The 24,468-nt window shown below is 68.1% G+C and carries 26 protein-coding genes; 15 read left to right on the top strand and 11 right to left on the bottom strand.

All coding sequences use genetic code 11. The annotated features are described in order from the left end of the window. The first annotated feature begins 3 nt into the window (after positions 1–3). Positions 4–654, top strand: a complete 651-nt coding sequence (locus tag ACFVAV_RS14415; RefSeq protein ID WP_379034899.1) for an SRPBCC family protein — start codon at positions 4–6, stop codon at positions 652–654. Next, entirely contained in the window at positions 651–1,850 is a 1,200-nt protein-coding gene (locus ACFVAV_RS14410) for a VWA domain-containing protein (protein WP_379034897.1), read from the top strand. The genes ACFVAV_RS14415 and ACFVAV_RS14410 overlap by 4 nt, the downstream gene beginning before the upstream one ends. A 229-nt stretch (positions 1,851–2,079) precedes the next feature. Here ACFVAV_RS14410 and ACFVAV_RS14405 read toward each other — a convergent pair whose 3' ends face one another. Further along, positions 2,080–2,307, bottom strand: a complete 228-nt coding sequence (locus ACFVAV_RS14405; RefSeq protein WP_379034895.1) for a hypothetical protein — start codon at positions 2,305–2,307, stop codon at positions 2,080–2,082. A gap of 110 nt (positions 2,308–2,417) precedes the next feature. Between ACFVAV_RS14405 and ACFVAV_RS14400 the strand changes: the two genes are divergently transcribed. Further along, a complete protein-coding gene (locus ACFVAV_RS14400) occupies positions 2,418–2,645 on the top strand; it encodes a hypothetical protein (protein WP_379034893.1) in 228 nt (75 codons plus the stop codon). A 219-nt stretch (positions 2,646–2,864) separates the two neighbouring features. On the opposite strand, the gene ACFVAV_RS14395 is transcribed toward ACFVAV_RS14400, so the two are convergent. Continuing rightward, positions 2,865–3,614: a helix-hairpin-helix domain-containing protein gene (locus ACFVAV_RS14395; RefSeq protein ID WP_379034891.1), complete on the bottom strand. Its 750-nt coding sequence runs from the start codon at positions 3,612–3,614 to the stop codon at positions 2,865–2,867. A 263-nt stretch (positions 3,615–3,877) separates the two neighbouring features. Here ACFVAV_RS14395 and ACFVAV_RS14390 point away from each other — a divergent pair, with 263 nt between their 5' ends. From ACFVAV_RS14390 to ACFVAV_RS14380, 3 genes are all read left to right on the top strand, one after another. Further along, positions 3,878–5,587: a glycoside hydrolase domain-containing protein gene (locus ACFVAV_RS14390; protein WP_379034889.1), complete on the top strand. Its 1,710-nt coding sequence runs from the start codon at positions 3,878–3,880 to the stop codon at positions 5,585–5,587. Positions 5,588–5,676: 89 nt separating this feature from the next. Then, on the top strand, positions 5,677–6,150 hold the full coding sequence (locus tag ACFVAV_RS14385) for a hypothetical protein (protein ID WP_379034887.1): 474 nt from the start codon (positions 5,677–5,679) through the stop codon (positions 6,148–6,150). Positions 6,151–6,238: 88 nt separating this feature from the next. Continuing rightward, positions 6,239–7,864 (top strand): FAD-dependent monooxygenase, encoded by a 1,626-nt coding sequence (locus ACFVAV_RS14380; protein ID WP_379034885.1) that lies wholly within the window; start codon positions 6,239–6,241, stop codon positions 7,862–7,864. Positions 7,865–8,022: 158 nt separating this feature from the next. On the opposite strand, the gene ACFVAV_RS14375 is transcribed toward ACFVAV_RS14380, so the two are convergent. From ACFVAV_RS14375 to ACFVAV_RS14365, 3 genes are read right to left on the bottom strand one after another with little or no spacing between them, the layout of a single operon-like run. Next, positions 8,023–8,256, bottom strand: a complete 234-nt coding sequence (locus tag ACFVAV_RS14375) for a hypothetical protein (protein WP_379034883.1) — start codon at positions 8,254–8,256, stop codon at positions 8,023–8,025. Between the two features lie 26 nt (positions 8,257–8,282). Then, a complete protein-coding gene (locus tag ACFVAV_RS14370; protein WP_379034881.1) occupies positions 8,283–9,008 on the bottom strand; it encodes a hypothetical protein in 726 nt (241 codons plus the stop codon). 17 nt (positions 9,009–9,025) lie between these two features. Further along, a complete protein-coding gene (locus tag ACFVAV_RS14365; protein WP_379034879.1) occupies positions 9,026–9,523 on the bottom strand; it encodes an anti-sigma factor antagonist in 498 nt (165 codons plus the stop codon). Positions 9,524–9,706: 183 nt separating this feature from the next. Between ACFVAV_RS14365 and ACFVAV_RS14360 the strand changes: the two genes are divergently transcribed. Further along, on the top strand, positions 9,707–10,492 hold the full coding sequence (locus tag ACFVAV_RS14360) for an alpha/beta fold hydrolase (RefSeq protein WP_379034877.1): 786 nt from the start codon (positions 9,707–9,709) through the stop codon (positions 10,490–10,492). Positions 10,493–10,504: 12 nt separating this feature from the next. Here the strand turns inward: ACFVAV_RS14360 and ACFVAV_RS14355 are convergent, their stop codons facing one another. Then, a complete protein-coding gene (locus ACFVAV_RS14355; protein ID WP_379034875.1) occupies positions 10,505–11,143 on the bottom strand; it encodes a TetR/AcrR family transcriptional regulator in 639 nt (212 codons plus the stop codon). 202 nt (positions 11,144–11,345) lie between these two features. Here ACFVAV_RS14355 and ACFVAV_RS14350 point away from each other — a divergent pair, with 202 nt between their 5' ends. The 3 genes from ACFVAV_RS14350 to ACFVAV_RS14340 all read left to right on the top strand — a co-directional run bounded on the left by ACFVAV_RS14350 (position 11,346) and on the right by ACFVAV_RS14340 (position 16,367). Next, positions 11,346–12,761 (top strand): NAD(P)/FAD-dependent oxidoreductase, encoded by a 1,416-nt coding sequence (locus ACFVAV_RS14350; RefSeq protein ID WP_379034873.1) that lies wholly within the window; start codon positions 11,346–11,348, stop codon positions 12,759–12,761. Continuing rightward, positions 12,754–14,535: an FAD-dependent oxidoreductase gene (locus ACFVAV_RS14345; RefSeq protein ID WP_379034871.1), complete on the top strand. Its 1,782-nt coding sequence runs from the start codon at positions 12,754–12,756 to the stop codon at positions 14,533–14,535. Before ACFVAV_RS14350 ends, ACFVAV_RS14345 begins: the two co-directional genes overlap by 8 nt. Positions 14,536–14,822: 287 nt before the next feature. Next, positions 14,823–16,367 carry an acyl-CoA carboxylase subunit beta gene (locus ACFVAV_RS14340; RefSeq protein ID WP_379034869.1) on the top strand — a complete coding sequence of 515 codons (1,545 nt, stop codon included), beginning with the start codon at positions 14,823–14,825 and terminating at the stop codon, positions 16,365–16,367. A 55-nt stretch (positions 16,368–16,422) separates the two neighbouring features. Here ACFVAV_RS14340 and ACFVAV_RS14335 read toward each other — a convergent pair whose 3' ends face one another. Next, entirely contained in the window at positions 16,423–18,027 is a 1,605-nt protein-coding gene (locus ACFVAV_RS14335) for an FAD-binding protein (RefSeq protein WP_379034867.1), read from the bottom strand. 198 nt (positions 18,028–18,225) lie between these two features. On the opposite strand from ACFVAV_RS14335, the gene ACFVAV_RS14330 reads away from it, so the two are divergent. Then, complete coding sequence (locus ACFVAV_RS14330) at positions 18,226–19,371, top strand: AI-2E family transporter (protein ID WP_379034865.1); 1,146 nt, start codon at positions 18,226–18,228, stop codon at positions 19,369–19,371. Positions 19,372–19,394: 23 nt separating this feature from the next. Here the strand turns inward: ACFVAV_RS14330 and ACFVAV_RS14325 are convergent, their stop codons facing one another. Next, positions 19,395–20,405, bottom strand: a complete 1,011-nt coding sequence (locus ACFVAV_RS14325) for an alpha/beta hydrolase (RefSeq protein ID WP_379034862.1) — start codon at positions 20,403–20,405, stop codon at positions 19,395–19,397. Positions 20,406–20,649: 244 nt separating this feature from the next. Here ACFVAV_RS14325 and ACFVAV_RS14320 point away from each other — a divergent pair, with 244 nt between their 5' ends. Beyond that, entirely contained in the window at positions 20,650–21,492 is an 843-nt protein-coding gene (locus ACFVAV_RS14320) for an acyl-CoA thioesterase domain-containing protein (RefSeq protein WP_379034860.1), read from the top strand. 235 nt (positions 21,493–21,727) lie between these two features. On the opposite strand, the gene ACFVAV_RS14315 is transcribed toward ACFVAV_RS14320, so the two are convergent. Both ACFVAV_RS14315 and ACFVAV_RS14310 read right to left on the bottom strand, forming a co-directional pair. Then, on the bottom strand, positions 21,728–21,880 hold the full coding sequence (locus ACFVAV_RS14315) for a hypothetical protein (protein ID WP_379034858.1): 153 nt from the start codon (positions 21,878–21,880) through the stop codon (positions 21,728–21,730). Positions 21,881–21,945: 65 nt separating this feature from the next. Further along, entirely contained in the window at positions 21,946–22,809 is an 864-nt protein-coding gene (locus tag ACFVAV_RS14310; RefSeq protein WP_379034856.1) for a DNA/RNA non-specific endonuclease, read from the bottom strand. Between the two features lie 184 nt (positions 22,810–22,993). Here ACFVAV_RS14310 and ACFVAV_RS14305 point away from each other — a divergent pair, with 184 nt between their 5' ends. Beyond that, positions 22,994–23,377, top strand: a complete 384-nt coding sequence (locus ACFVAV_RS14305) for a VOC family protein (protein WP_379034854.1) — start codon at positions 22,994–22,996, stop codon at positions 23,375–23,377. Between the two features lie 21 nt (positions 23,378–23,398). On the opposite strand, the gene ACFVAV_RS14300 is transcribed toward ACFVAV_RS14305, so the two are convergent. Next, on the bottom strand, positions 23,399–23,566 hold the full coding sequence (locus ACFVAV_RS14300; RefSeq protein WP_189029076.1) for a DUF4236 domain-containing protein: 168 nt from the start codon (positions 23,564–23,566) through the stop codon (positions 23,399–23,401). A gap of 204 nt (positions 23,567–23,770) precedes the next feature. Here ACFVAV_RS14300 and ACFVAV_RS14295 point away from each other — a divergent pair, with 204 nt between their 5' ends. Continuing rightward, on the top strand, positions 23,771–23,920 hold the full coding sequence (locus ACFVAV_RS14295) for a hypothetical protein (protein ID WP_379034851.1): 150 nt from the start codon (positions 23,771–23,773) through the stop codon (positions 23,918–23,920). 115 nt (positions 23,921–24,035) lie between these two features. After that, positions 24,036–24,410: a hypothetical protein gene (locus tag ACFVAV_RS14290; protein ID WP_379034849.1), complete on the top strand. Its 375-nt coding sequence runs from the start codon at positions 24,036–24,038 to the stop codon at positions 24,408–24,410. Positions 24,411–24,468: the final 58 nt, after the last annotated feature.

The raw sequence follows: 24,468 nt of genomic DNA, 5'->3' as shown, positions 1-24,468 counted from the left end.
CCGATGAAGATCGCCAACGAGTTCACCGTCAACGCACCCGTCGAGCAGGCATGGGAGGTGCTGACCGACCTCGAACAGGTGGTCCCGCTCATGCCTGGCGCACAGATGCTCGGCTGGGAGGGGGACGACTTCCTCGGCAAACTGAAGGTCAAAATCGGCCCGGTGACCAGCGAATTCACCGGGAAGGCGAATTTCGTCGAGCGCGACGAACACGACCATCGCGCGGTCATCAACGGCAGCGGCCGAGATTCACGCGGATCCGGAAACGCAGCGGCGACCATCACCACGCAACTGCGTGAAGACGGCGACAAGACCCGCGTCACCGTGGACACCGACCTCAAGATTGTCGGCAAGCTTGCCCAATTCGGCAGTGGGATGCTGCAGCAGGTGTCCGAGAAACTCGTCGGTCAATTCGTCACCTCTCTCGAAGCGAAACTCGCGGCGGGCGATTCGGCTGCCGCGGAGGCGGTCGTCGGACCGGACAGCCGAGGGATGCGGCCGCAACCGGTCGCACAACCCGAGTCGGCACCGCTCGACCTAGTCGATCTGGTCGGGCCCGCGATGATCAAGAAGTTTGCGCCGGCGATCGCGTTCGTGCTGGCGGCCGCGCTCGCAATTGTCCTGGTACGCAGGTGGATGCGCGGGAAACGATGACACGAGCGGTACTGCTGCGCGGCATCGATCTGGCCGCATTCGCTGTCGCGGTGGTCGCGCGGCTGCGTCGCGGTGGCGTCGCGGTGGCGCCGAGCGGGCCCGCGCTGTTCGTGCAAGCCTTGCGCCGCATGGCGCCGCGGTCGCGCACCGAGTTCTACTGGGCTGCGCGGCTCACGCTCGTCGATCGCATGCAGGATCTCGCTGCCTTCGACGCGGTCTTCGCGACGGTGTTCGCCGATGCGGTGCTGGGCGTGGACCCGCCGAGCCGAACGCACGGGCTGCCGACCGAACGCGCGTCGGCGCCGCGCGTGGGCGGTCGGGGGCAGTCTCGGCAAGGCAGCGAAGTCCCCTGGGCGACAATGGGATCGGCGATCGTCGCGGACCGATCGACCGACCAGGGTGTGGCAATACCGGACGTGCTGCCGAGCCGGTTCGCGGCACGAGCACAGGAACCGTTCGACCACTTCGACCCGGACGATCTGCGGACGGTCGGAGCCTGGCTGGAGCAGGCGTCGGCGCACTGGCCGCAGCGCAGCAGCAGGCGCTACGAAAACCATCCGCACGGCAAGCGCATCGACTTCCGGGCAACGATGAACAATTCCCGCCGCACCGGCTGGGAGTCGGCGGTGCTGGTCCGCACTCGTCCCCGGCGCCGCCCGCGCCGAATCGTCATGATCTGCGACGTCAGCCGCTCGATGCAGCCGTATTCGACGATCTACCTGCACCTCATGCGGGCCGCGATGCAGCGCCGTTCGCCCGATCGCCCCGAGGTGTTCGCCTTCTCAACCTCGCTGACCAGGCTGACCTCGGTGCTGGCGCACCGTTCGCCGGATGTCGCGGTGGCCCGGGCCAACGACAAGGTGGTCGACCGCTACGGCGGCACGCACATCGGCCGCTGCCTCGGCACGCTGCTCACAACTCCGTCCGGCAATGCGGTGCGCGGCGCCGTCGTCGTCATCGCATCGGACGGCTGGGACAGCGACACCCCCGATGTCCTCGCCCGTGCGATGGCCCGGATCCGACGCCGGGCTTGGCGCGTCATCTGGCTCAATCCCCGTGCGGGCGACGCCCGATTCCAACCGACCACCGGTGCGATGGCGGCAGCCCTGCCGTACTGCGACATCATGATGCCCGCGCACACACTGGCGGACATGTACGCGTTCATGCAAGCTCTGGCGTCGTCGATTGCTACCTGAGACGGGCTTGCGCGAAGTCGGGTGAATTTCTCGTGCCGAGCCCGCCGAGCCCAAGCAGAATCACGACGGTAGCTCGTCGGCGTCCATGATGTCCTCTGCCGCTGGGTCGGCTACCCGCGTGGCGAGCCGCTAGCGGGGCTGGGAAAGCCAGGTTTGTCACCTATCCGTGCAGCAGTCCCGCTCTCGCATCGGCCACTGTGGCTTTTCCGGGCAATGCCATATGACCAGTTCAGGCCGATCGGCGTACGGTGACCAGGAGGTACTCCCACTCCATCCACCCGTTGCCAAGATCGTGCTGGGAAGCGAGATCCACGAGTTCCCGGTCCAACCGCGCGATCCGGTCGGGTTCCGCGGCGATGGCCTTGTACACGGCGACCGTCGGTCCGTAGTAGGCCTTGAAGAAGTCTCGGAACTCGGCGCCGTCGGCGACGGCATCGAGGTGGATCATGGTTCCCATGAACGACTCGTGGAAGTGGCAAAGGTCGCTCGACGAGATCAACCGAGACCCTCAAGGGTTCCTCGACAGTTGACCGCTCTCGCTACCCGTACTCGACGAACCCGCCACCTTTGATCAACTACCAGTATCGACGCCGCGCGCTGGAAGCCTGGTTCATCGACGAAACCACCTGGAACGACCTTATCTTCCGGCTCCCCTCCGGTCGCAGTTCACAGCAACCTGAACTCGGCGACCGCAAGCGCCAGGTCGCCTCGATCTATGTCTGGGTCCAGCTGACCTCCGGAGAACACCACTTCGCACCGCCACACAATCCAAGCCGCGCAGCCCCCGGAGATTAAACAAGTCTGGAAACGGCAGCTGAAGGGCCTATGGCACCTGATGCACCACAGCCACCGTTCCCTTCCGCACTACATCAGCCTCAAAGCCGAACTCGACAGCCTTGCCAACATTCTCGCCGAAACGATCGAGCATCGGTAGGATCGTTGGCCACAGCCCAGGTAACAAGACATGGTTACCGCCATCTTTGGCTGGACGTCGCACGTCCAGGCCTGCGTCGATCAGATGACCTTGGCATCGATGAGCATGGCCCAGACATCGCCCTGGTCGACCACCTCGACGCCGAGCTTCTCGGCCTTGGCCAGCTTGCTGTCACCGACTCCCGCGCCGGTGATGAGCATGTCGGTGTTCGCGGGGACCGAAGATACGGTCGTTGCCCCCGCCTGCTCACAGAGACGCTGAAAGGTTGGGCGGGCGACCTTCTCGCCGGAGCGTGGATCGCTGATCGCACCGGTGATCACCACCGTTTTGCCCTCGAGTGGCGCGCCTGCCGTGATCACCGGCGGCAGGTCCTCTTCGCGCACGTCCAAGGAGACACCTAGTTCGCGCAGGCGATCCAGTTCGGGACGCAGTCGCGTCAGGTGTGAGACCAGGGAGGCGGCGACCTTCGGGCCGATGTCTTCCACCGTGACGAGGCGTTCCTCGCCCGCGTCTGCGACCTCCTCCAGGGAGCCGAAGCCCGATCGGGCGGCGGTGCCGTCGGAGGCCATCGGGATGGCGAGGCCGATCAGAGCGCGGCGAAGGCCGACCTGGCGACTGGCGTCGATCGAATCGATCATGCGCGCGGCGGAGACCTCGCCGATGCGGTCGAATTCGAGCAGCCGCTCCTTGGTCAGCGTGTAGAAGTCCGACGGGCTTTCGAGGATGCCTGCCTCGGCGAGACGTTCGATCCACACTCCCCCGATGGCGGCAGCCACGCCACGCAGATCCGGCGATGAGTCGGCGAAACAACAGGTCACCGGTTCGTTCACGGCAGCCGATGATCCGCTTCGCCGGTGAAAGGCCGGCTGCCGATACGGCGGCGGCGGGTGAGTGAAACTACGTCAGCGCAGGGTTTCAGACGGATCGACTATGAATCCCGATGAAGGGCTGAATGTTTCGCTTAGAATGGGTGCTGGGTGAGATCCTCGGTCACCCGGTGCCGATTCTCTGGCACCAGCGTCACCCCGCCGACACGGCGCGGGTACGAGCGTGAGCTATGCCAACAGATATGCAGTCATGCAGGGGGTCAACCATGTCTACAGCTGTCGATTTCGCCGCCCGTCTCATCGATCCCGCCGCGATCGCGGCAGCGGGGCACTCGGCGGTCCTCGCCTACGTCGCGCCCAGCAGACCCGGGGCGAATTTCGGCGCCAAACCGATCACCGCCGAGTACGCACGCGCGCTCGCCGCGGCGGGCCTGGATGTCGTATCCATTTGGCAGTACGGCAAACCGGGCAATGCCACCCCGTCCGACTGGACGACCGGATTCGACGGCGGCAGGCGGATGGCCGAGCAGGCGCTGGCCACCCATCTCAGCGTGGGCGGTCCCCGGCAGGCCCCGATCTTCTTCGCCGTCGACGAGGACATCTCGCTCGCGCAGTGGAACCAGACAGCCGTCGAGTTCTTTCGTGGTGTCAACGCGGTGCTCGGTACGGAATGGACCGGAATCTACGGACATTCGCGGGTGTGCGCCTGGGCGATCGAGGACAACGTGGTCGGCCGTCGCGGCGACTTCAGCTGGGTGTGGCAGACCCGCGCCTGGTCGGGTACCGAGCGTGAGCCCAGAGCGGTGCTGTACCAGCGGATCATCGATACCCCGAGCAATCCCGGCCCGCTCATCGACGGCACCCACGTCGACGTCGACGACATTCTGGCGCCCGACTTCGGGCAGTGGAGCCTGGACCGCTCGATCCCGATACCGCAGTTCACCGAGCTCGACCGGCTCGGGCCCTCGCATTCTTCTCGCGACGGAGCGCGGATCACCAACTTCCTGCTGCACACCCAGGAGGGCAACGGCACCGCCGAATCGCTGGCCGCCTACCTCAACAACCCCGCCAACGGCGTCTCCTACCACTACACCCTGCGGGACGAGATCGTGGTGCGGGTCGTGCCGGAGGAGCTCGCGTCCTGGTCGGTGCTCTCGGCCAATCCGTTCACGGTGAACCTGTGTTTCGCGGGCAGCCGGGTCGCGTGGTCGCGGGCGGCCTGGTTGTCCATCGACGACGACCTGCGCATCGCGGCGTACCTCGCCGTCCGCAGCGCGCACCGGCACGGCTATTCGACGGCGGTCATCGCCCCGGATTACCACGTGGGCGACGGCATCGCCGATCACCAGTATGTGACCCGAGCGCTCGGCATCGGCACGCACACCGACGTGGGCCCGAACTTTCCCTGGGATGTCTTCGCCGGCCACGTCGCCGCGTTCGCCGGGGCCGCGCCCACCGCCATCGATGCCAGGGCGGCGGCATCACCCTGGCTCGGCAGACGACGGACCGACGGCGAACTCGCGACGCCCGACGGCATCGGCCGCTTCGCCGAGTTCGAGCACGGTTACGTCTACTGGCACCCGGCCACCGACGCCCACGCGATCCCGACGGCGATCATGACCAAGTACGCCGAACTCGGTTGGGAGGCAGGACCGCTGGGCTACCCGATCGCCGAGCACGCCGAACTGCCCGACCCGCGCGGCACCGGTCCCGGTCTCACGCAGGCCTTCCAGGGCGGGACCGTCTACCGCCGGGCCGGGCACCCCGCGTATCGCGTCCACGGTGCGATCGGGGCACGATGGTCGGCGGCCGGATTCGAGAACGGCGAGCTCGGCTGGCCTGCCTCGGATGAGATCACCCACGACGACGGGGTCTACCAGGAGTTCGAGTTCGGCCGGATCTACTGGGTGCCGGAACAGATTGTCGCGCTACGCAATTCCGGCGACCCCGACACGCCGCTCGCGCGTCCCGCGTGAACGGGCGAGCGACCGTGTCGCCGCACTGACTACGCTGGCGGCGTGCCGCGCGCGAACGTGGCACGCCGACCCGTGAGGAGAACCGCACCATGTGGCCGACCGACTGGCCGTCGTCAGCTCGCACGATCGCTACCACCGTCGAGGCCGCCGTCGCCGCGGCGCACGCTGCCGACGAACCCGGATTCACCGAGGCGGTGGCGGACCTCGCCGAACTCCCCGCCGACCAGGTGAGCTCGGTACTGGCGGCGATCGTGCGGGAACTGCTGGAGACCGCACATCCCGACGGGCTCACCGGCGACGACGTGCGGGCCGTGCTGGACGCGGTGGTGCGGCAGTCGGCGACGTGGTTCTCCCGAGTCGATGTCGCCGCTGTGGTCGGCGCGCTCACCGGCGCACTCGGGGTCGACGACGCGAACGAGCCCGACCACGCGGCGACGAACCCGCAGCCCGCCGCCGTGCTGCTCATCGCCTACCTGGCCGGGCTCGCACGGGTACCCGCACAGGACAGCATTCGGCGGGCTATCGAGGAGATCGCCAGGGCCGAAACGGTTGAAATGCCCTGAGCGACCGAATGCGGTGTTCCCACGACCCCCGGGCGTACGATCGGCAACCAACACTGACGCGGATTCTTCCAGCACGAGGTGATGTCGCATGGTGGACACGGAGGTCCTCATCGTCGGCGCCGGTCCGGTGGGATCGGCAGCGGCCGTCGAATTGGTTCGACGCGGTGTGCGATGCCGGATCGTCGACGCGCTGGCCAGCCCACCGCGGTATGCGAAAGCGGTCGGGATCCAGCCCCGCACGCTGGAGCTCTTCGAGGCGATGGGTGTCCTCCGGGAGATCCTCGACGCCGCGATTCAGCTGCGCGGTCAGCTCGTCTACGTCAACGGGGTCGAAGCAGGCCGGTTGGAACTGAGCTTGCCGCCCGATGTGCCGTTCGGGTTCATCGGAATCCCCCAGTACGAGACCGAACGCATTCTGTGGCAGCGCTTGGCGTCGATGGGGACGCAGATCGAGCGAGGAGTCACGCTCACCGGGTTCACACAGGACGACGACGGCGTCGACGCCAGACTCCGCGGACCCGACGGCGAACACACCGTCAGGGCGCGGTATCTGGTGGGCTGCGACGGCGCGCACAGCACCGTCCGCAAGGCACTCGGCCTGAGCTTCGAAGGTGCGGCATTCACCGAGCAGTACATGCTCGGCGATGTGGAACTGGACTGGTCGCAACCGCCCGGCTACGGCGTGCGGGCGATGCACCGGACCGACGGCGTCACCGATGACGTGCTGGTCTGCATCCCGCTGCCGGGCCATCACCGCTATCGGGTTTCCATGCGCGTGCCACCGGAGCTCGAGATCACCGACGGCGACAAGGTGGCGCACGGGATCAGCGGCGGACCCGCGCCCGAACTCTCGCACATCCAGGCGGTACTGGACCGGCTGGCGCCCGAACCGACGACGGCGTCGCGGATGCGCTGGTCGTCGGTGTTCCGGATCAGCCACCGCATCGTCGATTCCTATGGGCGGGCGCGGGTTTTCGTCGCGGGCGACGCGGCTCATATTCATCCGCCCACGGGTGCTCAGGGCATGAACACCGGTATCCAGGACGCACACAACCTTGCCTGGAAGCTCGCGCTGGCGGTCGCCGGAGTGGCCGCGCCGGACCTGCTGACGAGCTACGACGCGGAGCGCAGGCCCGTCGGGGAGGAAGTCGTCGGCCGCACCGTGCGCCATGCCAGGGAGGGCATCGGCGCCGGGGAAACGGACCCCGACCGGGTTCTGCGGCGCGAAGCCCAACTGCTGATCGACTATCGCGACAGTCCCATCGTGGCCGAATCCGCCGCCGGCGCACCGGCACCGTCGGCGGGCAGTCGCGCCCCGGACGCGACCGGGCTGACCCGAGCGGCGGTGACCGACTCTTTCCGGCTGTTCACCCTGCTCACCGGCCCGGACCACACCGTCCTCGCGTATGTCGACGGCACCTGCGACGCTACGGCGATAGACACCATCGAGGCCTGGGTCGAGCGCATCCGGACAGTGACCGGGGGCAGGCTGGATACCTACCTGGTCGCCGCACCCGACGCCGTAGTCGCGCAGACAACGCTGCCGGTCATCCGTGACCGTGACGGCGACTTCGCACGCCGGTACCACGCGGGTCCGGGCGCCGTCTATGTCGTGCGCCCCGACGGCTATCTGGGATACGCCGCCTGCCCCGTCTCGGCGCACGACGTCACCCACCACCTCGCCTCGATTTTCGCTCCGGTGAAAACAGCCTGACAGCGGCGCAGGTTCGCGCACTCGTCTATGCCTCGTCGATCGGCGCGTACTCACCGTGCGACGACGACCGCCGGGTGCCGGAAAGCTGACCCACCGACGGCCGGCCCAGTGCCGGGTCCATTCGCGAAAAGGCTTATGCCGAAAGGCGTGGTCTCGGCTTACGCGCTGTCGACCAGTTCGTCGTGGCCGGCCATGCGGGCGCAGTTGGCGCAGCAGTACACGGTGCCGGTCGCTTCGACGCCGTGGCCGAGGACCCGACAGCCGCAGTGCGCGCAGCTCGGCGCAAGTTTCGAGGCGGCGCATTCGATGCTGTCGAAGGTCCAGCTGTCGCCGTTACGGCTGACAGTGAAGGATCGGGCGTAATCGTTGCCGCAGGTTTCGCAGACGGCCATGGGTGATCACCTCTCTCGGATCGATGTCAGCGTTGACGTACGAGCGCGGCCACGCCATCCTCCGACGGCAGGCCACCGGATACCGTGGTCACCTCGGCCCCCATCAGGAGCGCGGCGACGGGAAGTGCTTCATCGGCTCGGCAGGTCTGATGTGGTGCTGTGCCTGCGGTCCAGCTCGCCGGTCCGTCCGGACCGGCGACCACCTGTGCTCGGTCGGCCCCGACCAGCACGGTGCGGTCACCGAGCCGGTCCGGGTCGATCAGCAGACGATCGACATTGGCCATCCGCAGCGCATCGGCGGTCGCACCGAGGCCGGCGACGGCCAGGCCGCCTTCGCGGCCGAATTCGGTGGCGAAGGTGTCGAGCACCTCCTGCTGCTGCCTTCTGGTGTCGGGGCCGCTGCCTGCCGACGCGTGCTGTCGCAGTAGCGGTATCAGGTACGGCAGCGCCGAGACCCGGACGACCTCCCGCGCGGGTGGCTCGGGCAGGTACTCGTCGGCATGGACCGTGTTCTCGTCCAGGATCAGCAGCCTGCCCGCCCAGCCGCGCCGCGGCGGGCTGTCGGTGATCGCGCGGTCGAACTGATCGAGCATTCCCTGGCTCGCGCCCGCGGTCACCAGCCGTTCCCGGATGGATCGGCAGCGTAGGTCCCACGGCTGTGCGGCGTCATCGAGGTCGGGTGACGCGTCCATGTACACGACGGCGAAGGGCCCGCGCCGCTCCGCTATCTCCAGCAGGTTCATGTCAGTCACACGGCGCGCGTACCCGGTCACGGGAACCCGAATCGGGTTGTCGCCGATTTCGGCAGACGAAGTTCGGGTGGGGCCGGGTACTCGGATGGTGGCCGGGAAGGTGGGTCGGTGAACGCGGGAGGAGCCCCGGCCGTGGCATCGGCCAGGTCGGTGTACAACGGCAACCATTCGGTGAGGCCGGCGGCGGTGACGATGCGGTCGATCGTCGAGCGCGCGGGGTTGACCACGCTCATCCGCGCGCCGCCGCTGCCGTACAGCTTGGCGCAGGCGGCCATGTCGAAAATGGCACGGCACGACATGAACGTCACGTCGCTGATGTCGACCACCAGGTGCCCGCGCTCCCCGGCGGTCCGCACCGCGTCGTCGAGGATGTCCCGCCACCGGGCCGCGGTGCAGGCATCGATCTCGCCGTACACCTGCAGGACGGTGGCCGCGCCGCCGGTGACGATCTCGGCGCGCAGGCGTGATTCTAGGTCGACGGACTGGTCGTCGATGCGGCTGGAATTGGTGTCCACGAGTCCCACTCCTCGGCACCGGCAAGCTCGCGCTGCCCCACCGGTCCTGGCTGGTCAAGATCGGCTGGTTTCCCATTCCAGCACGCCGGATCGGCGCTGTCACCAGTTGTAATCCACCTGATGCGGGAGCAGCGGAATCCCGTGATCCGATGAGTTTCGGCGATCAGACCCGTCATCACCACCATGAGGACGACTACATCCAAGGACGGCACGGAACTCGCCTACGACGTGTCCGGCGACGGTCCAGCGCTGATCTACATCACCGGCGCGACGTGTTTCCGGACGTTCCGGCCCATCGCCGCCGATGCCGAGGTGTTCGCCACGGAGTTCACCGTCTACAACTACGACCGCCGCGGCCGCGGCGACAGTGGGAACACGCTGCCGTACGCGATGGTGCGGGAGATCGAAGACATCGAGGCCGTAGTCGACGCGGCGGGTGGTTCCGCGATCCTCTATGGGCATTCCTCGGGCGCCGCCCTGGCTCTCGAAGCCGCGGCGAGGCTGCCGCACAAGATTGCCGCGGTGGCGATCTACGACGCGCCCTACGTGCACGACGAGGCCGAACGGGTTTCCTACGCCCAGTTGGCCGAGAAGGTGAACGCCCTTCTCGCAGCCGACAAGAACGCCCAGGCGCTGAAGGTCTTCCTCCGGGGAATCGGCATGCCTCGCGCGTTCATCGCGCTACTGCCGTTGTTCCCCGGCTGGAAAACCATGAAGGCCCTCGCTCCGACGTTGAGGTACGACATCGGCCTGACCGAGGTGCTGCCACCGCTGGAACGGTTCACGAGTATCGACCTGCCGGTGCTGGTCGCGGTCGGCGAAAAGAGCCCTCCTGGCCTGCATCAGGTGGCAAGTCAGCTGGCGCAGGCCATCCCGCACGCGACCCCTCGGATGCTGGCCGGACAGAACCATATGGTCAGCGCGAAAGCATTGCTGCCGATTCTGCGAGAAGCCGCGGTGAACGACTGACCGGCAGCCCGGCTAGGGCGCGTCGCCGTAGATGACGAGCCAGATCGCGCGGCCCAGCGCCTCGGCCAATTCCTCGTCGCCGATACCGGTTTCGGCGGCGAAGGCGACGGAAATCGTGCGCTCGACCATCGAGGTGAGCACCAGCGCGGAGGCTCGCGGATCGAGCTGCTGCCCGACGCGGCCCGCCGTTCGTTCGGCCTCGAGCCGCGCGCGCACCAGTTCGGCGAAGGTCGTGACGCGGGAACGCCAGTAGGCGCCGACTTCCCGGTCGTAGGAGGCGACTTCGCTCAGGGCGAGCAGCAGATAGCGGTGGTCGCGGAAGCCACCGATCATCGCGCGCATGGCGTGCACGACACCGGCCTGCTGATCGGTGTGCTCGGCGCTCCACCACAGTTCCGCCGCCGCGAACAGATCGGTGGTGGCCAGCTCCGCCATCCGGATCAGCAGCCGGCTCTTGTCCGGAAAGTAGCGGTAGAAGGTCGATCTGGCCGCGCCGGAGGCCGCGGCGATCTTCTGCACGGCGATCTCGGTGAACGGCGTGCCGTCGGCGAGCAGGTCTTCGACCGCGGTCAGGACCCGGCGCTCGAACTCGGCACGCCGGTCGTCGGCGGGTTTGCGCGCTGATCGCGGGACGCGGGTCAGCGAGGGCATCGGCGGACCGTTGCCGGTGTCGAGGCTGGTGCGCTGGCATTGACCATGCGCCCATTGTGCCCTTCGCGCACCGGGACGGATCGGCGGCCGGGTGCGGGCACCGGCAATCCTGTTGCGCGGGTTCGCTATTGACACCTTCGCGCCGATCACCTCATCATCAATCGGACACACTGTCCGAGACTTGTTGACCGAGGCGGTTCCGATGGTCGATTCCCCTGCCACAGCGGTCGAACGGGCTGACGTCGTCGTGGTCGGCGCGCGCTGCGCGGGGTCGGCGACGGCAGCGACGCTGGCAGGGGCAGGCCGCGATGTCGTCGTCCTGGACGCCGCCGCCTTCCCGTCGGACACGCTGTCGACCCATCTGCTCTGGCCCGCCGGTCTGGCCGAACTGCAGCGTCTCGACGCGCTGGCGGCAGTCGAAGCCCTCGGTGCGCCACGGTTGACGACGGCCTTCGCGCAGGGTGCGGGCTACGGCGTCGGTTCCGCGTTTCCCGCGGTCGACGGCATCGACTACGCGATGTGTGTGCGCCGTACCGGACTCGACGCGGCGCTGCTGCGCACCGCGGTGGCCGCGGGCGCCGAGGTTCGGCCGCGCTGCCGGGTCACCTCGGTGGTGTGGGACGGAAACCGTTGTGCCGGTGTGCGCTATCTCGACAGCGCAGGCCGGGTCGTGGAGATCCGCGCGGCGCTCGTCGTCGGGGCGGACGGGCGGCGCAGCACCATCGCGCGGGCGGTGGGCGCCGAGCAACCGTTCCTGACCGTGCCCAGTGGGCGCGACTGCTACTTCGCCTACTGGCGTGACACCACCGACGCCCCGCGCCACATCGCCGCCCAGTGGCGCGAGGGCGCCGACCTCGGCACTGCCTTCCCGTGCGACGACGGCCTGGTGCTCAGTCTGGTGCAGCCGCCCGCTGTCACCGATGGCGCACGCGGGCCCGGTGCGGCGGAACGCCGCTATGTCGAAGCCCTGGCACGGATTCCGGACCTGACCGACCGGCTGCGCGGCTGTGCGCGGGTGGGCCGTGTCCGGTCCGCCACCGGCATCTCTTCCTTCTTCCGGCGCTCCGCGGGTCCCGGCTGGGCACTGCCCGGCGACTCGGGACATTTCAAGGACCCCGTCACGGCGCAGGGCATCCGGGACGCACTGCACTACGGACGGACGCTCGCCGAGTCGGTCGTCGAGGTCCTCGACGACCCGCGCGCACTCGATGCGGCGCTGACGGAGTGGGAGCGCCGTCGCATCACCGAGTGCCGCGAGATCTTCCACTGGACCAACCGGCTGGCACGCGGCGAGGCCATGCGCCCCTTGGAGATCGAGCTCTACCGCACGGCCGTCGACGATCCCGAACTGGCGGAGATCACCACCGGCATCTTCTCCCGCACGCGGAGGCCCGCCGAGCTGTACACCCCGGCACGGGCGCTGCGCCTGGCCGTGCGCGCGCTGCGCAATCAGCGAGCCCCCGCCGTCCTCGCCGATATGGCGCGCGAGATTCGCGACGCGACCGGCGAATGGCGCACCACGCGAACAACCCTGCGTGGCACCGTACCTCGCTCCGCGGCACCGTTCCCGCCGCGCGCTGTCCTCACCACCGCAGGTCCAGGAGAACACCATGCCTGATCAGCCGACACCGTTGTCAGCACCGATCACCCGGCGCACCGCGTTGCGCGCCGGACTCGTCGCCGGAGCCGCACTCGCGGTCGCTCCCCCGGGCGCCATGGCGGCCCGCCGCTCGCCACTGTTGCGATCCGGCGGCAAGGCGGTGGCGATCTTCGGCGGCGGCATGGCCGGCCTGAGCGCGGCCCACGAACTGGCCGAGCGCGGATACGAGGTCACCGTCTACGAACCCGCGTTCCTCGGCGGCAAGGCGCGCAGCATGGGTGTGCCGGGGACGGCGTCACCCGGTCGCGAGGAGTTGCCGGGCGAGCACGGATTCCGGTTCTTCCCCGGCTGCTATCAGCATGTGCCCGACACCATGAGCCGAATTCCGTTCCCCGGCAACCCGAACGGCGTGCTCGACAATCTGGTGCGGGTCGAAGGCACCGTCGCCGGATTCCAGGGCCTGCCGCCGATCTTCACGCCCGTCGAGCTCGGCGGACTGGGTCAGCTGACGCCGGAACTGGTGCAGAACAGCATCATCGGCGCACTGGGCTTCGTCCCCGACCTGCCCGCGCACGAGCTGGCGTTCTTCGCCAAACAGATGCTCGTCTGGTTCACCTCGAGCACCGAACGGCGCTTCGGCCAGTGGGAATACGTGACCTGGGAACAGATCATGCACGCCGAAGGCAAGTCGCCCGCGTACCGGAAGTACTTGGTGAACGCGCTCACCCGGATCACCGTCGCCGCGAAACCGCAGACCAGCTCGGCGCGCACCATCGGCACGATCGGCGAGGCACTCGTCCTCGCCGCGTCCGGCACGATCCCGCAGTTCTCCGGTGGCGTCGACCGGATCCTCAACCGCCCGACCAATACCGCGTGGATAGATCCGTGGGTCGAGTACCTGCGCTCGCTCGGTGTGCGCTTCGTACTGGGAGAGGGAGTTTCCGCACTGCGGCTGGCCGGCGGCCGCATCGCCTCGGCGACGGTGACCGGCGCGCGGGGGACCTCCACGGTGACCGCCGACCACTACCTGTGCGCCATGCCGGTCGACCGCGCCGTCGACCTGCTCGACGGACCGATCATCGACGCCGATCCGCGCCTGGACGGCATGCGGAACCTGGTCACCGACTGGATGGTCGGCATCCAGTACTACCTGCGCCGCTCGACCGATATCCCCGAAGGACACATCGCCGCCCTCGGCTCGCCCTGGGCACTGACCGCGCTGCGCCAAGCCCCCCTGTGGGTCGGCGATTTCCCCGCCACCTACGGCGACGGCTCGGTGCTGGAATGCCTGTCGGTCGACATCTCCGACTGGGACACACCGGGAATCCTCTTCGGGCGCACCGCCAAGGACTGCACCGCACCCGAGATCGCCGCCGAAGCCTGGGCTCAGCTCGAGGCCTGGCTCAATACCGGCACCGGCTGGTTGCGCGGCGAGGACATCCATTCCTGGCATCTCGACCCCGGCATCACCTGGTCCGGCGACGGCATCCACAACGAGACCCCGCTGCTGGTGAACACCGTCGGCTCCTACGACAATCGCCCCGATGCGCACTGCGCGATTCCCAACCTCTTCTTCGGCGGTGACCACGTCCGCAGCCACATCGACCTGGCCACCATGGAAGGCGCCAACGAATCCGGTCGCGCCGCCGCCAACGCCATCCTCGACGCCGCCGACGACCCTGCTCCCCGCGCCCAGATCTTCCCGCTGGTCTCCCTGCCCGCCTTCGCCGCCGCCAAAGCCATCGACGCAGACCGCTTTCGAGCCGGCCTCCCCCACCTTCTCGACGGCTGAACCGCACGTCCCCTGGTCGCGGCCGGGACAAGTGAGCACCTGATGCCACGATGCACCGACTGCAGCAATTACATGGCTAGGCCACGGCGTCGTCGGCGTGCTCACCGGCGCTATGTCGCCTACGACCATCTGCGCGGAGCAATCGTTCCCCGGTAGGGACACCGGACAGCAACTGGTGAAGGGTCACAACCCTGGGCGACTGTGTCATCCCCGTCGGCCCCGGTACTGTGACTTACGCCCACCGGACGCGGTGACGGCGACCACTGCGACCAATCTGGATGTAATTGATGAGTGCTACTGCCGAAAAGCTTGCCGACCTGCGGGAAAAGCTGGAGCTTGCGCAGGAACCGGCCGGAGAGGCGGGGGCCGCCAAGCGAGCCCGCAAAGGCATCCCGTCCGCCCGCGACCGCATCAACATGTTGATGGACCCGGGCACCTTCATCGAGATCGGCGCCCTCGTGCGCAACCCCACCGACAAGAACGCCCTCTACGGCGACGGTGTGGTCACCGGGCACGGCCTGGTCGACGGGCGTCCGGTCGCCGTGTTCTCCCATGACCAGACCGTCTACGGCGGCACCATCGGTGAGATGTTCGGCCGCAAGGTCGCCGCGATCATGGATCTCGCGGGCAAGATGGGCTGCCCGCTGGTCGGCATCAACGACTCCGGCGGCGCGCGCGTGCAGGAAGCCGTGTCGTCGCTGCGCTGGTACGGCGAGCTCGCGACCATGATGGAGCCGCTCTCGGGCGCGGTGCCGATGGTCTCGCTCATCCTGGGCAACTGCGCGGCGGGTGCGGTGTATCAGCCGATCTGCACCGATGTCGTGGTCGCCACCGAGAGCGCGCACATGTTCGTCACCGGTCCCAAGATCATCGAGGACGCCATAGGTGAGAAGGTCGACATGGAGGAACTGGGTGGTGTCTACAACCAGGCCGCCTACGGCAACATCCACCATGTCGCCAAGGACGAGCCCGCCGCCTTCGAATGGGTGCGCACCTACCTGAGCTACCTGCCGTCGAGCTCCACCGAGTTCCCGCCGATCGTGAATCCCGGCCTGGAGCCGGAGGTCACCGAGTCCGACCTCACGCTGAACAAGCTGGTCCCCGACTCCGACAACATGGTCTACGACATGCACGATGTGCTGCTGCGGATCTTCGACGACGGCGAGTTCCACGAGATCGGCGCCGCCGCCACCGAGAACATCATCACCGGCTTCGCCCGGGTGGACGGCAGGCCCGTCGGCGTGGTCGCCAACCAGCCGACCGTGCTGGCCGGCGCGCTCGACGCGAAGGCGAGTGACAAGGCCTCGCACTTCATCCACATCTGCAACGCCTTCGAGATCCCGCTGGTGCTGGTCGTCGACACCCCCGGCTTCCTGCCCGGCGTGGAACAGGAGAAGGCCGGTGTGATCAAGCGCGGCGGCCGGTTCCTGTTCGCCTACGTGGAGGCGACCGTCCCCAAGGTGACCGTCGTGATCCGCAAGGCCTACGGCGGCGGCTGGGCCGTCATGGGCGCCAAGGCGCTGGGCTGCGACGCCTACCTGGCCTGGCCGACTGCGCGCATCGCGGTCATGGGTGCGGAGAGCGCCGTCGGCCTGACCCAGCGCAAGATTCTCGACGCAACCCCCGAGGACCAGCGCGGCGCGATCCGTCAGCAGATGATCGACTTCTACAACGCGACCATCGCCACCCCGTGGATCGCCGCCGAACGCGGCTACATCGACCGCGTCATCGAGCCGTCGGCCACCCGCCTGGAAATCCGCCGCGCCCTGCACCTGCTGCGCGACAAGAAGGTCGTCCGCTACCCCCGCAAGCACCACCTCCTGCCGCTGTAATCCGGTGAGGGCAGGTGCGAATTACGCACCTGCCCTCACCGATTCGCGGTTTCGGTCAGCTGTGCGGGGCAGGCTGGACGCTGTGTGCGCCGGCGCGGCGGCCGGAGAAGACGCAGTCGGCCAGCGACAGGCCGCTGACGTAGGAGTTCGAGCAGATGCCGACCGCCGCGCGCCCCGCCGCGAAGAGGCCGGGGATGACGCCACCGGATTCGGCGCGAACGGCGCCGGTGTCCTCGTCCACCAGCAGACCGCCGAGAGTGAGCATCGGCATCGGGTAGGTGAGCCGTGCGGTGAACGAGATATCCAGCAGCGCAAAGGGACCGGTGCGAATCGGACGCCGGATGTCGTCGGGCTTACCCAGCGGATCGGGCCGATTGTGCTCGATGGCCTGGTTGTGCGCGTCCACGGTGTCGCGCAGGGCGACCGGGTCGATACCGGCGCGGGTGGCGACCTCCTCGACGGTACGGCCCGAGACGCGCCCGATCCGCAACAGCCGCTCGGTCTGCATACGCTGGAACCACACCGACTGCGGGCCGATCTGGGTGCGGGCTTCGGCTTCCAGCTTGGCGTCGACGAGCAACCAGGCCCGGTTGCCGGGACTGGCCGCGACGGCCGCGCCCAGTGCGGCGCCGTAGCGGGATTCGTCGATCATGCGCTGTCCCAGGCGATTCACGGCGATCGAACCGAACAGCGCACTGGGCGGTGCGATGAAGCGCCAGGTCGACATCGCATCCATCTTGCCGCTCGCCGCGCCGATGTCCTGCGCCATGGTGATGCCGCTGCCGTCGTCACCGGCGGTGCCCAGCGGCAGCCCCTGCGACCACGGATACGCGGGGGCATGCCGGGCGACCATCGCCTGGTTGGCGATGAACCCACCCGTCGTGAGCACCACCCCGGATCTCGCCTGGATCCGCACCGGCCGTCCGTGCTTCCGCTCGATCCGGGCCAGCAGCGACTCCACCGCCCGGCGCAGACCCGGGTGGTACACACCGGGTTTCGCCGAGATGCGCGCCAGTGCGGCGAACCGGCGCCGCACCGCCGCGGGCGCACCGTCGATCGTGACGGCCTCGACACCCGTCACCCGCCCGTCCTCGACAACGAGACGGGTTGTCCTGGTACCGGTTCGGACACGAACACCACGCCGGGCCGCCGACTCGGCCAGCGGCCCGAACAGCGCCTTGCCGGACACACCGGGGCCGTGCGCGCGGTGGCCGCGCTGCCGCGGCTTCGCGAGTTCCCGGTAACCGCCGGAGTTCTCGCTGCCCGAGTAGTACAGGTAGTAGTCGTCGGACGGGTAGGACGTCTTGTACGGGCACACCGACGGCTGGAACGGCACACCATGCGTGGACAACCAGTCGATCAATGCCGGGGATTCCTCGCAGAATCGGCGCAGCGTCGGCGCGCTCACCGCGTCACCGACCTCGGCCTGCAGATAGGCGAGCATGTTCTCGACGTCGTCGTCGATGCCCGCGGCGCGCTGCACCCAGGTGCCACCGCCCGCGTACACGATGCCACCGGACAGCGCCGTCGCACCGCCGCCCAGGTAGCGCTCGACCGCGAGCACCTCGGCGCCTGCTTCGCGCGCGGCCAGCGCCGCCACCACACCCGCGCCGCCGTAGCCGACGACAACGACGTCGGCTGACAAATCCCAGGTCCGCACCTGTACCACCTTCCGAGCGGACGCTTTGTCGACTTCGTCGCCGCCTGGAGCCGACTATAACGTGTTCCAGAAATGGGGACTGCCGACCTTCCCGGTCGATCCGGTTCACGACGACCGGTCGGGTGACGCGGCGACACCGAGCACACCGGGCCGCGTCGGTGCCGAGAAGCGGGCTCGCCCGGGGCGACACTGGGAGCCGTGGACAACGACTCCCCGGAGAAACCGCAGGCGAGCGCGCGCACCCTGATGCCGCCGTGGCTACCCCGGGCGATGGCGCTGGCCCTGGTCTTCTTCGGGCTGTTTCTGCTCGCCGACTGGGCATTCCACCGGCTGCTCGGCCTCCTGATCATCCTGCTGGTCGCCTTCTTCGTCTCCCTGGCGATGGAGCCTGCCGTCGCCGTCCTGGTGCGGCGCGGTGTGCCGCGCGGACTCGCCACCGGCCTGGTGTTCATCGGCACCTTCGCCTGCGTGCTGGCCTTCCTCGCCGCGCTGGTGACGCTCCTGGTGGAGACGACGACGAACCTGGCCCACGAGACACCGCGATTGCTCGACGAGGGCATCGGCTGGGCCAATCGCGTCTTCGGCCAGCACTTCACGATGCACGACCTGAGTCAGCGGCTGCTACGCGAGTCCGACCTGATCGAGGGATATGCCCGGACCGCCGCCGACAATGTCTGGGGCGTGTCGACGACAGTGCTGGGCGGGCTGGCCCAGGTCCTGACCATCGCGCTGTTCAGCGTCTACCTCACCGCCGGCGGCCCGAAGGTGCGGCGCACCGTCTGCTCGATGCTGCCGCCCGCCCATCAGCAGACCTTCCTGCACGCGTGGGATCTCGCCATCGACAAAACCGGCGGCTATCTGTACTCGCGGCTGCTGCTCGCCATCGTCTCCGCGATCGCGCACGGTGCGTTCCTGGCGATCCTCGGCCTGCCCAACCCCATCGCGCTGGGCGTGTGGTTCGGCGTGATCTCCGCGTTCATCCCGACCGTCGGCACCTACATCGCCGCGATCCTGCCGGTGTTCGTTGCCTTGTCGGTCGATCCGCTCGACGCGGTCTGGGTCATCGCGTTCGCGGTGGTGTACCAGTGGGTCCAGGACTACCTGCTGCAGCCGCGCATCACCGCGCGCACCGTCGACGTCAATGCCGCGATCGCGCTGCTGGCGGTGCTGGCCGGTGGCGCGCTGCTCGGCGCGGTCGGTGCGCTGCTGGCCATCCCGGCCACGGCGACGGTGCAGGCGTTCCTGTCCGAGTACGTGAAACACTATGCGGTGACCGAGGATCCGCGCATCGAACAGACGACAGCGCGCCGGAAACGGTCCGCGAAAGCACCCGCCGCCGACTGAACTGTTCCGGCGCCGGGAGCGTTCTATTCCTCGTTCGACCCGAGCTCGGCGCGGATGACCTCGGCGAATTCTGTTGCCGCCGAGCGTGCTTGCGGATCGACGAGCGTGCTGGCGAAGCCGTGCGGGAGGTTGTCGAACTGGCGGAGCTCGATCGGGACGCCGGCGGCACGGAGCCGATCCGCCAGGGCCGTCCCCTGGTCGCGCAGGACATCCATCCCGGCTGTGGCCACATAGGTCGGCGGCAGCGCGGTGACGTCGTCGGCGGACAGCACGGAGAAGCGCGGATCGACGCGGTGCTGCCCGGTGCCTGCGTACCAGCTGATGGCCCGTTCGACGCAACCCTTGTCGAGCGGGGTGGTGAACAGGTCGCTGGAGATGTGGCGGTCGAGGTCACCGTCGAGAACCGGGTAGAGCAGCGAAAGATGCGCGGGCCGATACCGGGCAGGCAGATGCAGCGCCACCGCGGCGGCCAGATTCCCACCCGCGCTGTCGCCACCGAGGCCGATCCGGGCGGGGTCGGCCCCGAGCGTTTCGGCATTGTCGACCACGTAGCGGAACACCGCGCCGACATCGTCGTAGGCGGCCGGGAACGGGTGTTCCGGGGCCAGCCGGTAGTCGGCCGTCAGCACCGTGACACCGGACCGGTCGGCCAGGAATCGCGCCAGCCCGTCGTAGCCGTCGATGCTCCCCACGTGCCATCCACCACCGTGGATGAACACCAGCAGCCCACCGTTCGCGCTGTGTGGCGTGTAGATCCGCGCGCGCAGAGCACCGGGGATGGTGATATCGGAAGTCTCGACCGGGCCCGTCGGCACGGCGGTCGCCAGGCTCATGAACCAGTCCAGCCGTCGCCGCCGGGCAGCGGTGGGCGGAGTGAGCGCCAGCAGGTCGCGCTTGCCGATGGCGGAGAACATCTGCATCCTGCCGCTGAGCCGTTGCCCGTCGACGACGGGACGGCGAATCGGCAGCAGGTCGAAGACCGCGCCGGGCGCGGACAACACCTTCCCTGCGGCGCCCCGAACGATTGTTTCCACCAACGACACGACTCCACCATGGCTTTCGTCCGGCCCGCCGATCGCTCCAGCGGGCTCGGACCTGATTCTGTACCACCGAACCGACCGGCATCGATGATTCCGGTCACCCCGGGTAGCGAACCGTGCGTATCGGGCGCAAGATGAAGTATTCGCCGACTCACAACTACGGGGGACCTCTGGTGAGTCGCGCGCCATCGACGCCGCGTGTCAGGCGAGACTGCTGATACCGCAAAGGAGTCCGCCGGTGGGCCACGCATTCTTTCGCGCGATATCCGATTCGCGCACACACGCCGAGGTGTTGATACCGGAACCGCACGCCGGCAGCGGCTGGGACGGCGGCCAGTTGCGGGGTATGGCCGTCGGAGCCGCCCTGGCACGTGCGGTCGAACGCGAGGTCACGGCCCGGGGGCGCTCCGACCTGCGCCCGGTCCGGTGGACGCTCGACCTGTTCCGTCCGGTGTTCATGCGCCCCTGCCGGACTCGGATCACCGTGGTTCGCGACGGGCGCAGGCTCGCGCTGTTCGACGCGGTCCTGATCCAGGACGACAGACCGGTCGCCCGGGCCGGTGCGCTGTACCTGCGTCCCGGGCCCACGCCGGACGGCATCTGCTGGTCGCCCGACACGACCGCCGATCCCCCGCCGACCGACCGTCTTCCCGCACCCGGCCAGGATCGTGTGTACTTCAGCGAAGACGCGGGCTGGGGTCCGGATCCGCGTACCCACCACAACACCGGGCGCACCGGGATCTGGCACCACCCGGTCACGGTCGTGGCCGGTGAGCAACCGACGCCGTTCCAGTTCGTCGCGGGACTGGCCGACGTCACGAACGTGATCGCCAATCTCGGCAGCAACGGCCTCGAATACATCAATGCCGACGCGACGCTCACCCTGACCCGGCTACCGGAGGGCGGCGAGGCGGGGCTGATCGGCCTCGACCGGATCGCGCAGGACGGCATCGCGATCGGCACGGCGGCGGTCTACGACCGCAAGGGCGTGTTCGGCACCGCGACGGTCAGCTCACTCGCCAACGCGCGAGGCCCTGCCGACCTGACTGTCATCGGCGCCCCACCGAATGCGGTGTTGTAGGTCGGCGTTCGTGACCACTGCTACCGAGGCGGACAGACACTAGCCACCGGTCTGCCCCGAGCGAACGACACCACGCCATCGAGGTCTTCGCACTCACCGCGCTGCTCCTGCTGGCCACCGCCCAGGTAACCCGGTCTATCGAGTCGGCTGACGACACCAGCGGCACCACGTCGATGCCCCGCTGATCCGGGGCGCGCCGATTCCGGCCGGTCCCACGCCGCCTACCTGTTTCGAGTCAGCACAGCGGGGTATCGCCGACCTGGATCACCCACAGACCGCCGCCGGGGACGGGATGGCCGTTCTCCTGGACCGGCAGGCAGGCGGTTGCCGCGCACCAGCGCGCCCACCGGGCGCTGCCCACACCGGGCCCGGCAACCGCCACCTCCACTCACCGAGAGCGGACGGCCGCACGGATTCGGGACGGCTACCGGGTCGGCCGGCAGCGCCCGGTGGCTACCACCGGATATCGGCGGTGGACTCCAGCGGTTCGCGCACAGCTGTCAGCTCGGTCGTCGCGAGGGTGTCGGCAGTGTGCAGGGCGGTCGGGAAGCGGAGCTGCGTGCGCTGTTCGACCTCGGTCAGCGCGACCTGGAACACCCGGAATTCGTCGAGTTCGAGCGCTTCGCGCAGGTCGAGTTGCTGAGTCAGCAGGAACGCCCGGCAGGTGAGCCTGCCCTCCTCGACGAAGCAGATCACCTTCCAGTACTCCTTCGGCAAGGCGACCCCACGGTGGACGCGGTCGTCGGCGCGGAAGACGGGTCCCCCGAACACCGTCACCTTCAGGTCGTCGACGTCGACATCGGCGAACACCGCGTCTTCGAGCTGACCCCATACCCCGCGGCGGCTGCTCTGATTGAAGTCGTCCATCTGCGGGGTGATGTTGGTGTAGAAGAACGAGTCGATATTGGCCTTCTCTGCTTCGCGCTCGCTGCCCCACAGCAGGTCCGCGCGCCGCGCCAGGTGTCCACGATCGAGCCGATTGCCTTGGTAGAGCTCATTACCCACCTGCACGTCGGCCGGGATGCGCGCGTCTTTGACGAAGTCGATACCTCGGCGCCCGATCCTTTTCATCGCGGCACCGTCGATATTCCAGCCCACCCAGAACGCGAAGCGTCGTGGGCCGCTCAGTGCCAACGAGAAATGCGTGTACCCGATGACTTCGGAACCGTCGAGGCGCACCGCGTCGCCGCGAACCGCCGCATCGAGTTCCGGAACCTCGATGCGGCGCCCGAGGAAGCCGGGGTCGTACCCGGTGGGCGCCGCTTCGTTCACCACTGCGGAGTCGCCGGTCCGGCTGGTATTCGTGTCGGCGGTCATCGTCAGCCCTTTCCGAAGTGACGGATGCTGTCTGTGCGCTCAGCGAGCGTGCACATCATCGTCGTCGTCGCGACCGACGACCTCACGAGTAGTCGACTACCCGCATTCCGTGCGCGCGCACTCGTCCCCGCGATGACGGGGCGATACACCGTGTCGAACGGCCCGCGCGCGTACTGTCGCAGGCATGGCCTGCCGGATCACCGAACTCGTCATCGACTGTGCCGACCCGCGACTGCTGGCGGACTTCTGGTGTGAAGTCCTCGGCTACGTCGAAATCGACGAGGAGGACGGCTATGTGGAGATCGGCCCGCCAGGATCGGTACCCGGCGGACCACAACCCACTTTGGTGTTCAGCCCCGGTGCCGAGCCGAAACGCGAAAAGCTGCGGCTGCACCTGGATGTGAATCCCACCGACCGCGATCAGGACGCGGAGTTGCAGCGGCTGCTCGCCGCGGGGGCACGCAAGATCGACATCGGACAGACCGGCACCGAATCATGGCACGTGCTGGCCGACCCGGAGGGCAACGAATTCTGCCTGCTGCGGCGCCGGGTCGAGGCCGCGCCGTGACAGCAGTTGATCAGGGTTCGCTCAGCGCTGGCGCCAGCTCAGCGGGCCGGGAAGGTCGACGCTGTTCTTCCTGGTGCGGGAGTTCCAGGTCCACGGACCGATCTTGATACTCCACGAGGACAGTCCGGACTGGGTGAAGTTGAGTTTCAGCGGGCCGAAGGACTTGCGCTGACGGAATCTGATGGGCATGCGGAGCCTTCCTGAATCGCCCCCAGGATAGCCGATCAAGTTGAGCCCCCAAGCCTTTCGTGCGGACGGTCGAATCGCCCGGGCAGGATTTCTCGCAATGAGATGGCAAAACAACTGTCGGTACGAATTGCGTTTGCCCGCTGGTCATCCGGGCATGCCATAGCCATGACCAACTCACGTAGTCGGAATCCGAGTACGACGAGCATGGATCTGCCCAGCATCGCGATCGTGCTGGCCACCTGCGTGTTCTTCCTGTTCGGACTATCCGTCCTCACCGAATCCATCCTGCTCGCCGCCGCCGGAAGCCTCGGCCTCGCGGCCGCCATGGTGATCACGACGCGGGTAACGACCTGAGGCACCGAATCGGCACCAGGTTTTGTTTAGAATCTGGATTCTGCGGTACGGCCACCATGTGGCCGCGCTCCGACGGCCACCATCGATGGTCATGCCGGTAGCAAAGGAGAACGCCGTGGTATCTCGGGACATCGTCGCTCAACTGCGACAGGACATCACCACCGCCGGCGACGCCGGCGACCAAGAGACGGTTCAACGATTGCGCGACGATCTGGCGCAGGCCATGCAAGACACCGGCGAACCAGCGTCGGGATGCCACGTCACCGAAGCCGACCTGCACCGATTGCTCGACAACTCCGCACCCGACGCGCGCCTGGTGCTGTCGGAAGGCCACGTCGGCATTCGATCCGGTGGCGGGGACGACGACGGTGGCCTCCTCGTCATCTCGCGGGCCGACCTCCTCGATCGCGTCGGGGACGCGCCGGAGAAGCGCGTCCTCGTCGAACAGGCGGCGGTGCTCGACACAGATATCGGTCTCCTGGGCGCGTAGCGAACGACAATCCATACCTACAGGTAGGTCTGGCCGTACTATTATGTACGGCCACCTG

It is taken from the genome of Nocardia sp. NPDC057663 (assembly GCF_042799895.1).
Classification (GTDB): domain Bacteria; phylum Actinomycetota; class Actinomycetes; order Mycobacteriales; family Mycobacteriaceae; genus Nocardia.
The sequence above is the reverse complement of the archived record's forward strand: the minus strand, read 5'-3'. Positions and strand labels throughout refer to the sequence as shown.

Excerpts from the sequence above, each read along its gene's own strand:
- ACFVAV_RS14415 (WP_379034899.1), top strand. The coding sequence starts at position 4 with ATGAAGATCGCCAACGAGTTCACCGTCAACGCACCCGTCGAGCAGGCA.
- ACFVAV_RS14340 (WP_379034869.1), top strand. The coding sequence starts at position 14,823 with ATGAGTGCTACTGCCGAAAAGCTTGCCGACCTGCGGGAAAAGCTGGAG.
- ACFVAV_RS14360 (WP_379034877.1), top strand. The coding sequence starts at position 9,707 with ATGAGGACGACTACATCCAAGGACGGCACGGAACTCGCCTACGACGTG.
- ACFVAV_RS14390 (WP_379034889.1), top strand. The coding sequence starts at position 3,878 with ATGTCTACAGCTGTCGATTTCGCCGCCCGTCTCATCGATCCCGCCGCG.
- ACFVAV_RS14355 (WP_379034875.1), bottom strand. The coding sequence starts at position 11,143 with ATGCCCTCGCTGACCCGCGTCCCGCGATCAGCGCGCAAACCCGCCGAC.
- ACFVAV_RS14405 (WP_379034895.1), bottom strand. The coding sequence starts at position 2,307 with ATGGGAACCATGATCCACCTCGATGCCGTCGCCGACGGCGCCGAGTTC.
- ACFVAV_RS14305 (WP_379034854.1), top strand. The coding sequence starts at position 22,994 with ATGGCCTGCCGGATCACCGAACTCGTCATCGACTGTGCCGACCCGCGA.
- ACFVAV_RS14385 (WP_379034887.1), top strand. The coding sequence starts at position 5,677 with ATGTGGCCGACCGACTGGCCGTCGTCAGCTCGCACGATCGCTACCACC.
- ACFVAV_RS14380 (WP_379034885.1), top strand. The coding sequence starts at position 6,239 with ATGGTGGACACGGAGGTCCTCATCGTCGGCGCCGGTCCGGTGGGATCG.
- ACFVAV_RS14310 (WP_379034856.1), bottom strand. The coding sequence starts at position 22,809 with ATGACCGCCGACACGAATACCAGCCGGACCGGCGACTCCGCAGTGGTG.
- ACFVAV_RS14350 (WP_379034873.1), top strand. The coding sequence starts at position 11,346 with ATGGTCGATTCCCCTGCCACAGCGGTCGAACGGGCTGACGTCGTCGTG.
- ACFVAV_RS14410 (WP_379034897.1), top strand. The coding sequence starts at position 651 with ATGACACGAGCGGTACTGCTGCGCGGCATCGATCTGGCCGCATTCGCT.
- ACFVAV_RS14345 (WP_379034871.1), top strand. The coding sequence starts at position 12,754 with ATGCCTGATCAGCCGACACCGTTGTCAGCACCGATCACCCGGCGCACC.
- ACFVAV_RS14300 (WP_189029076.1), bottom strand. The coding sequence starts at position 23,566 with ATGCCCATCAGATTCCGTCAGCGCAAGTCCTTCGGCCCGCTGAAACTC.
- ACFVAV_RS14295 (WP_379034851.1), top strand. The coding sequence starts at position 23,771 with ATGGATCTGCCCAGCATCGCGATCGTGCTGGCCACCTGCGTGTTCTTC.
- ACFVAV_RS14375 (WP_379034883.1), bottom strand. The coding sequence starts at position 8,256 with ATGGCCGTCTGCGAAACCTGCGGCAACGATTACGCCCGATCCTTCACT.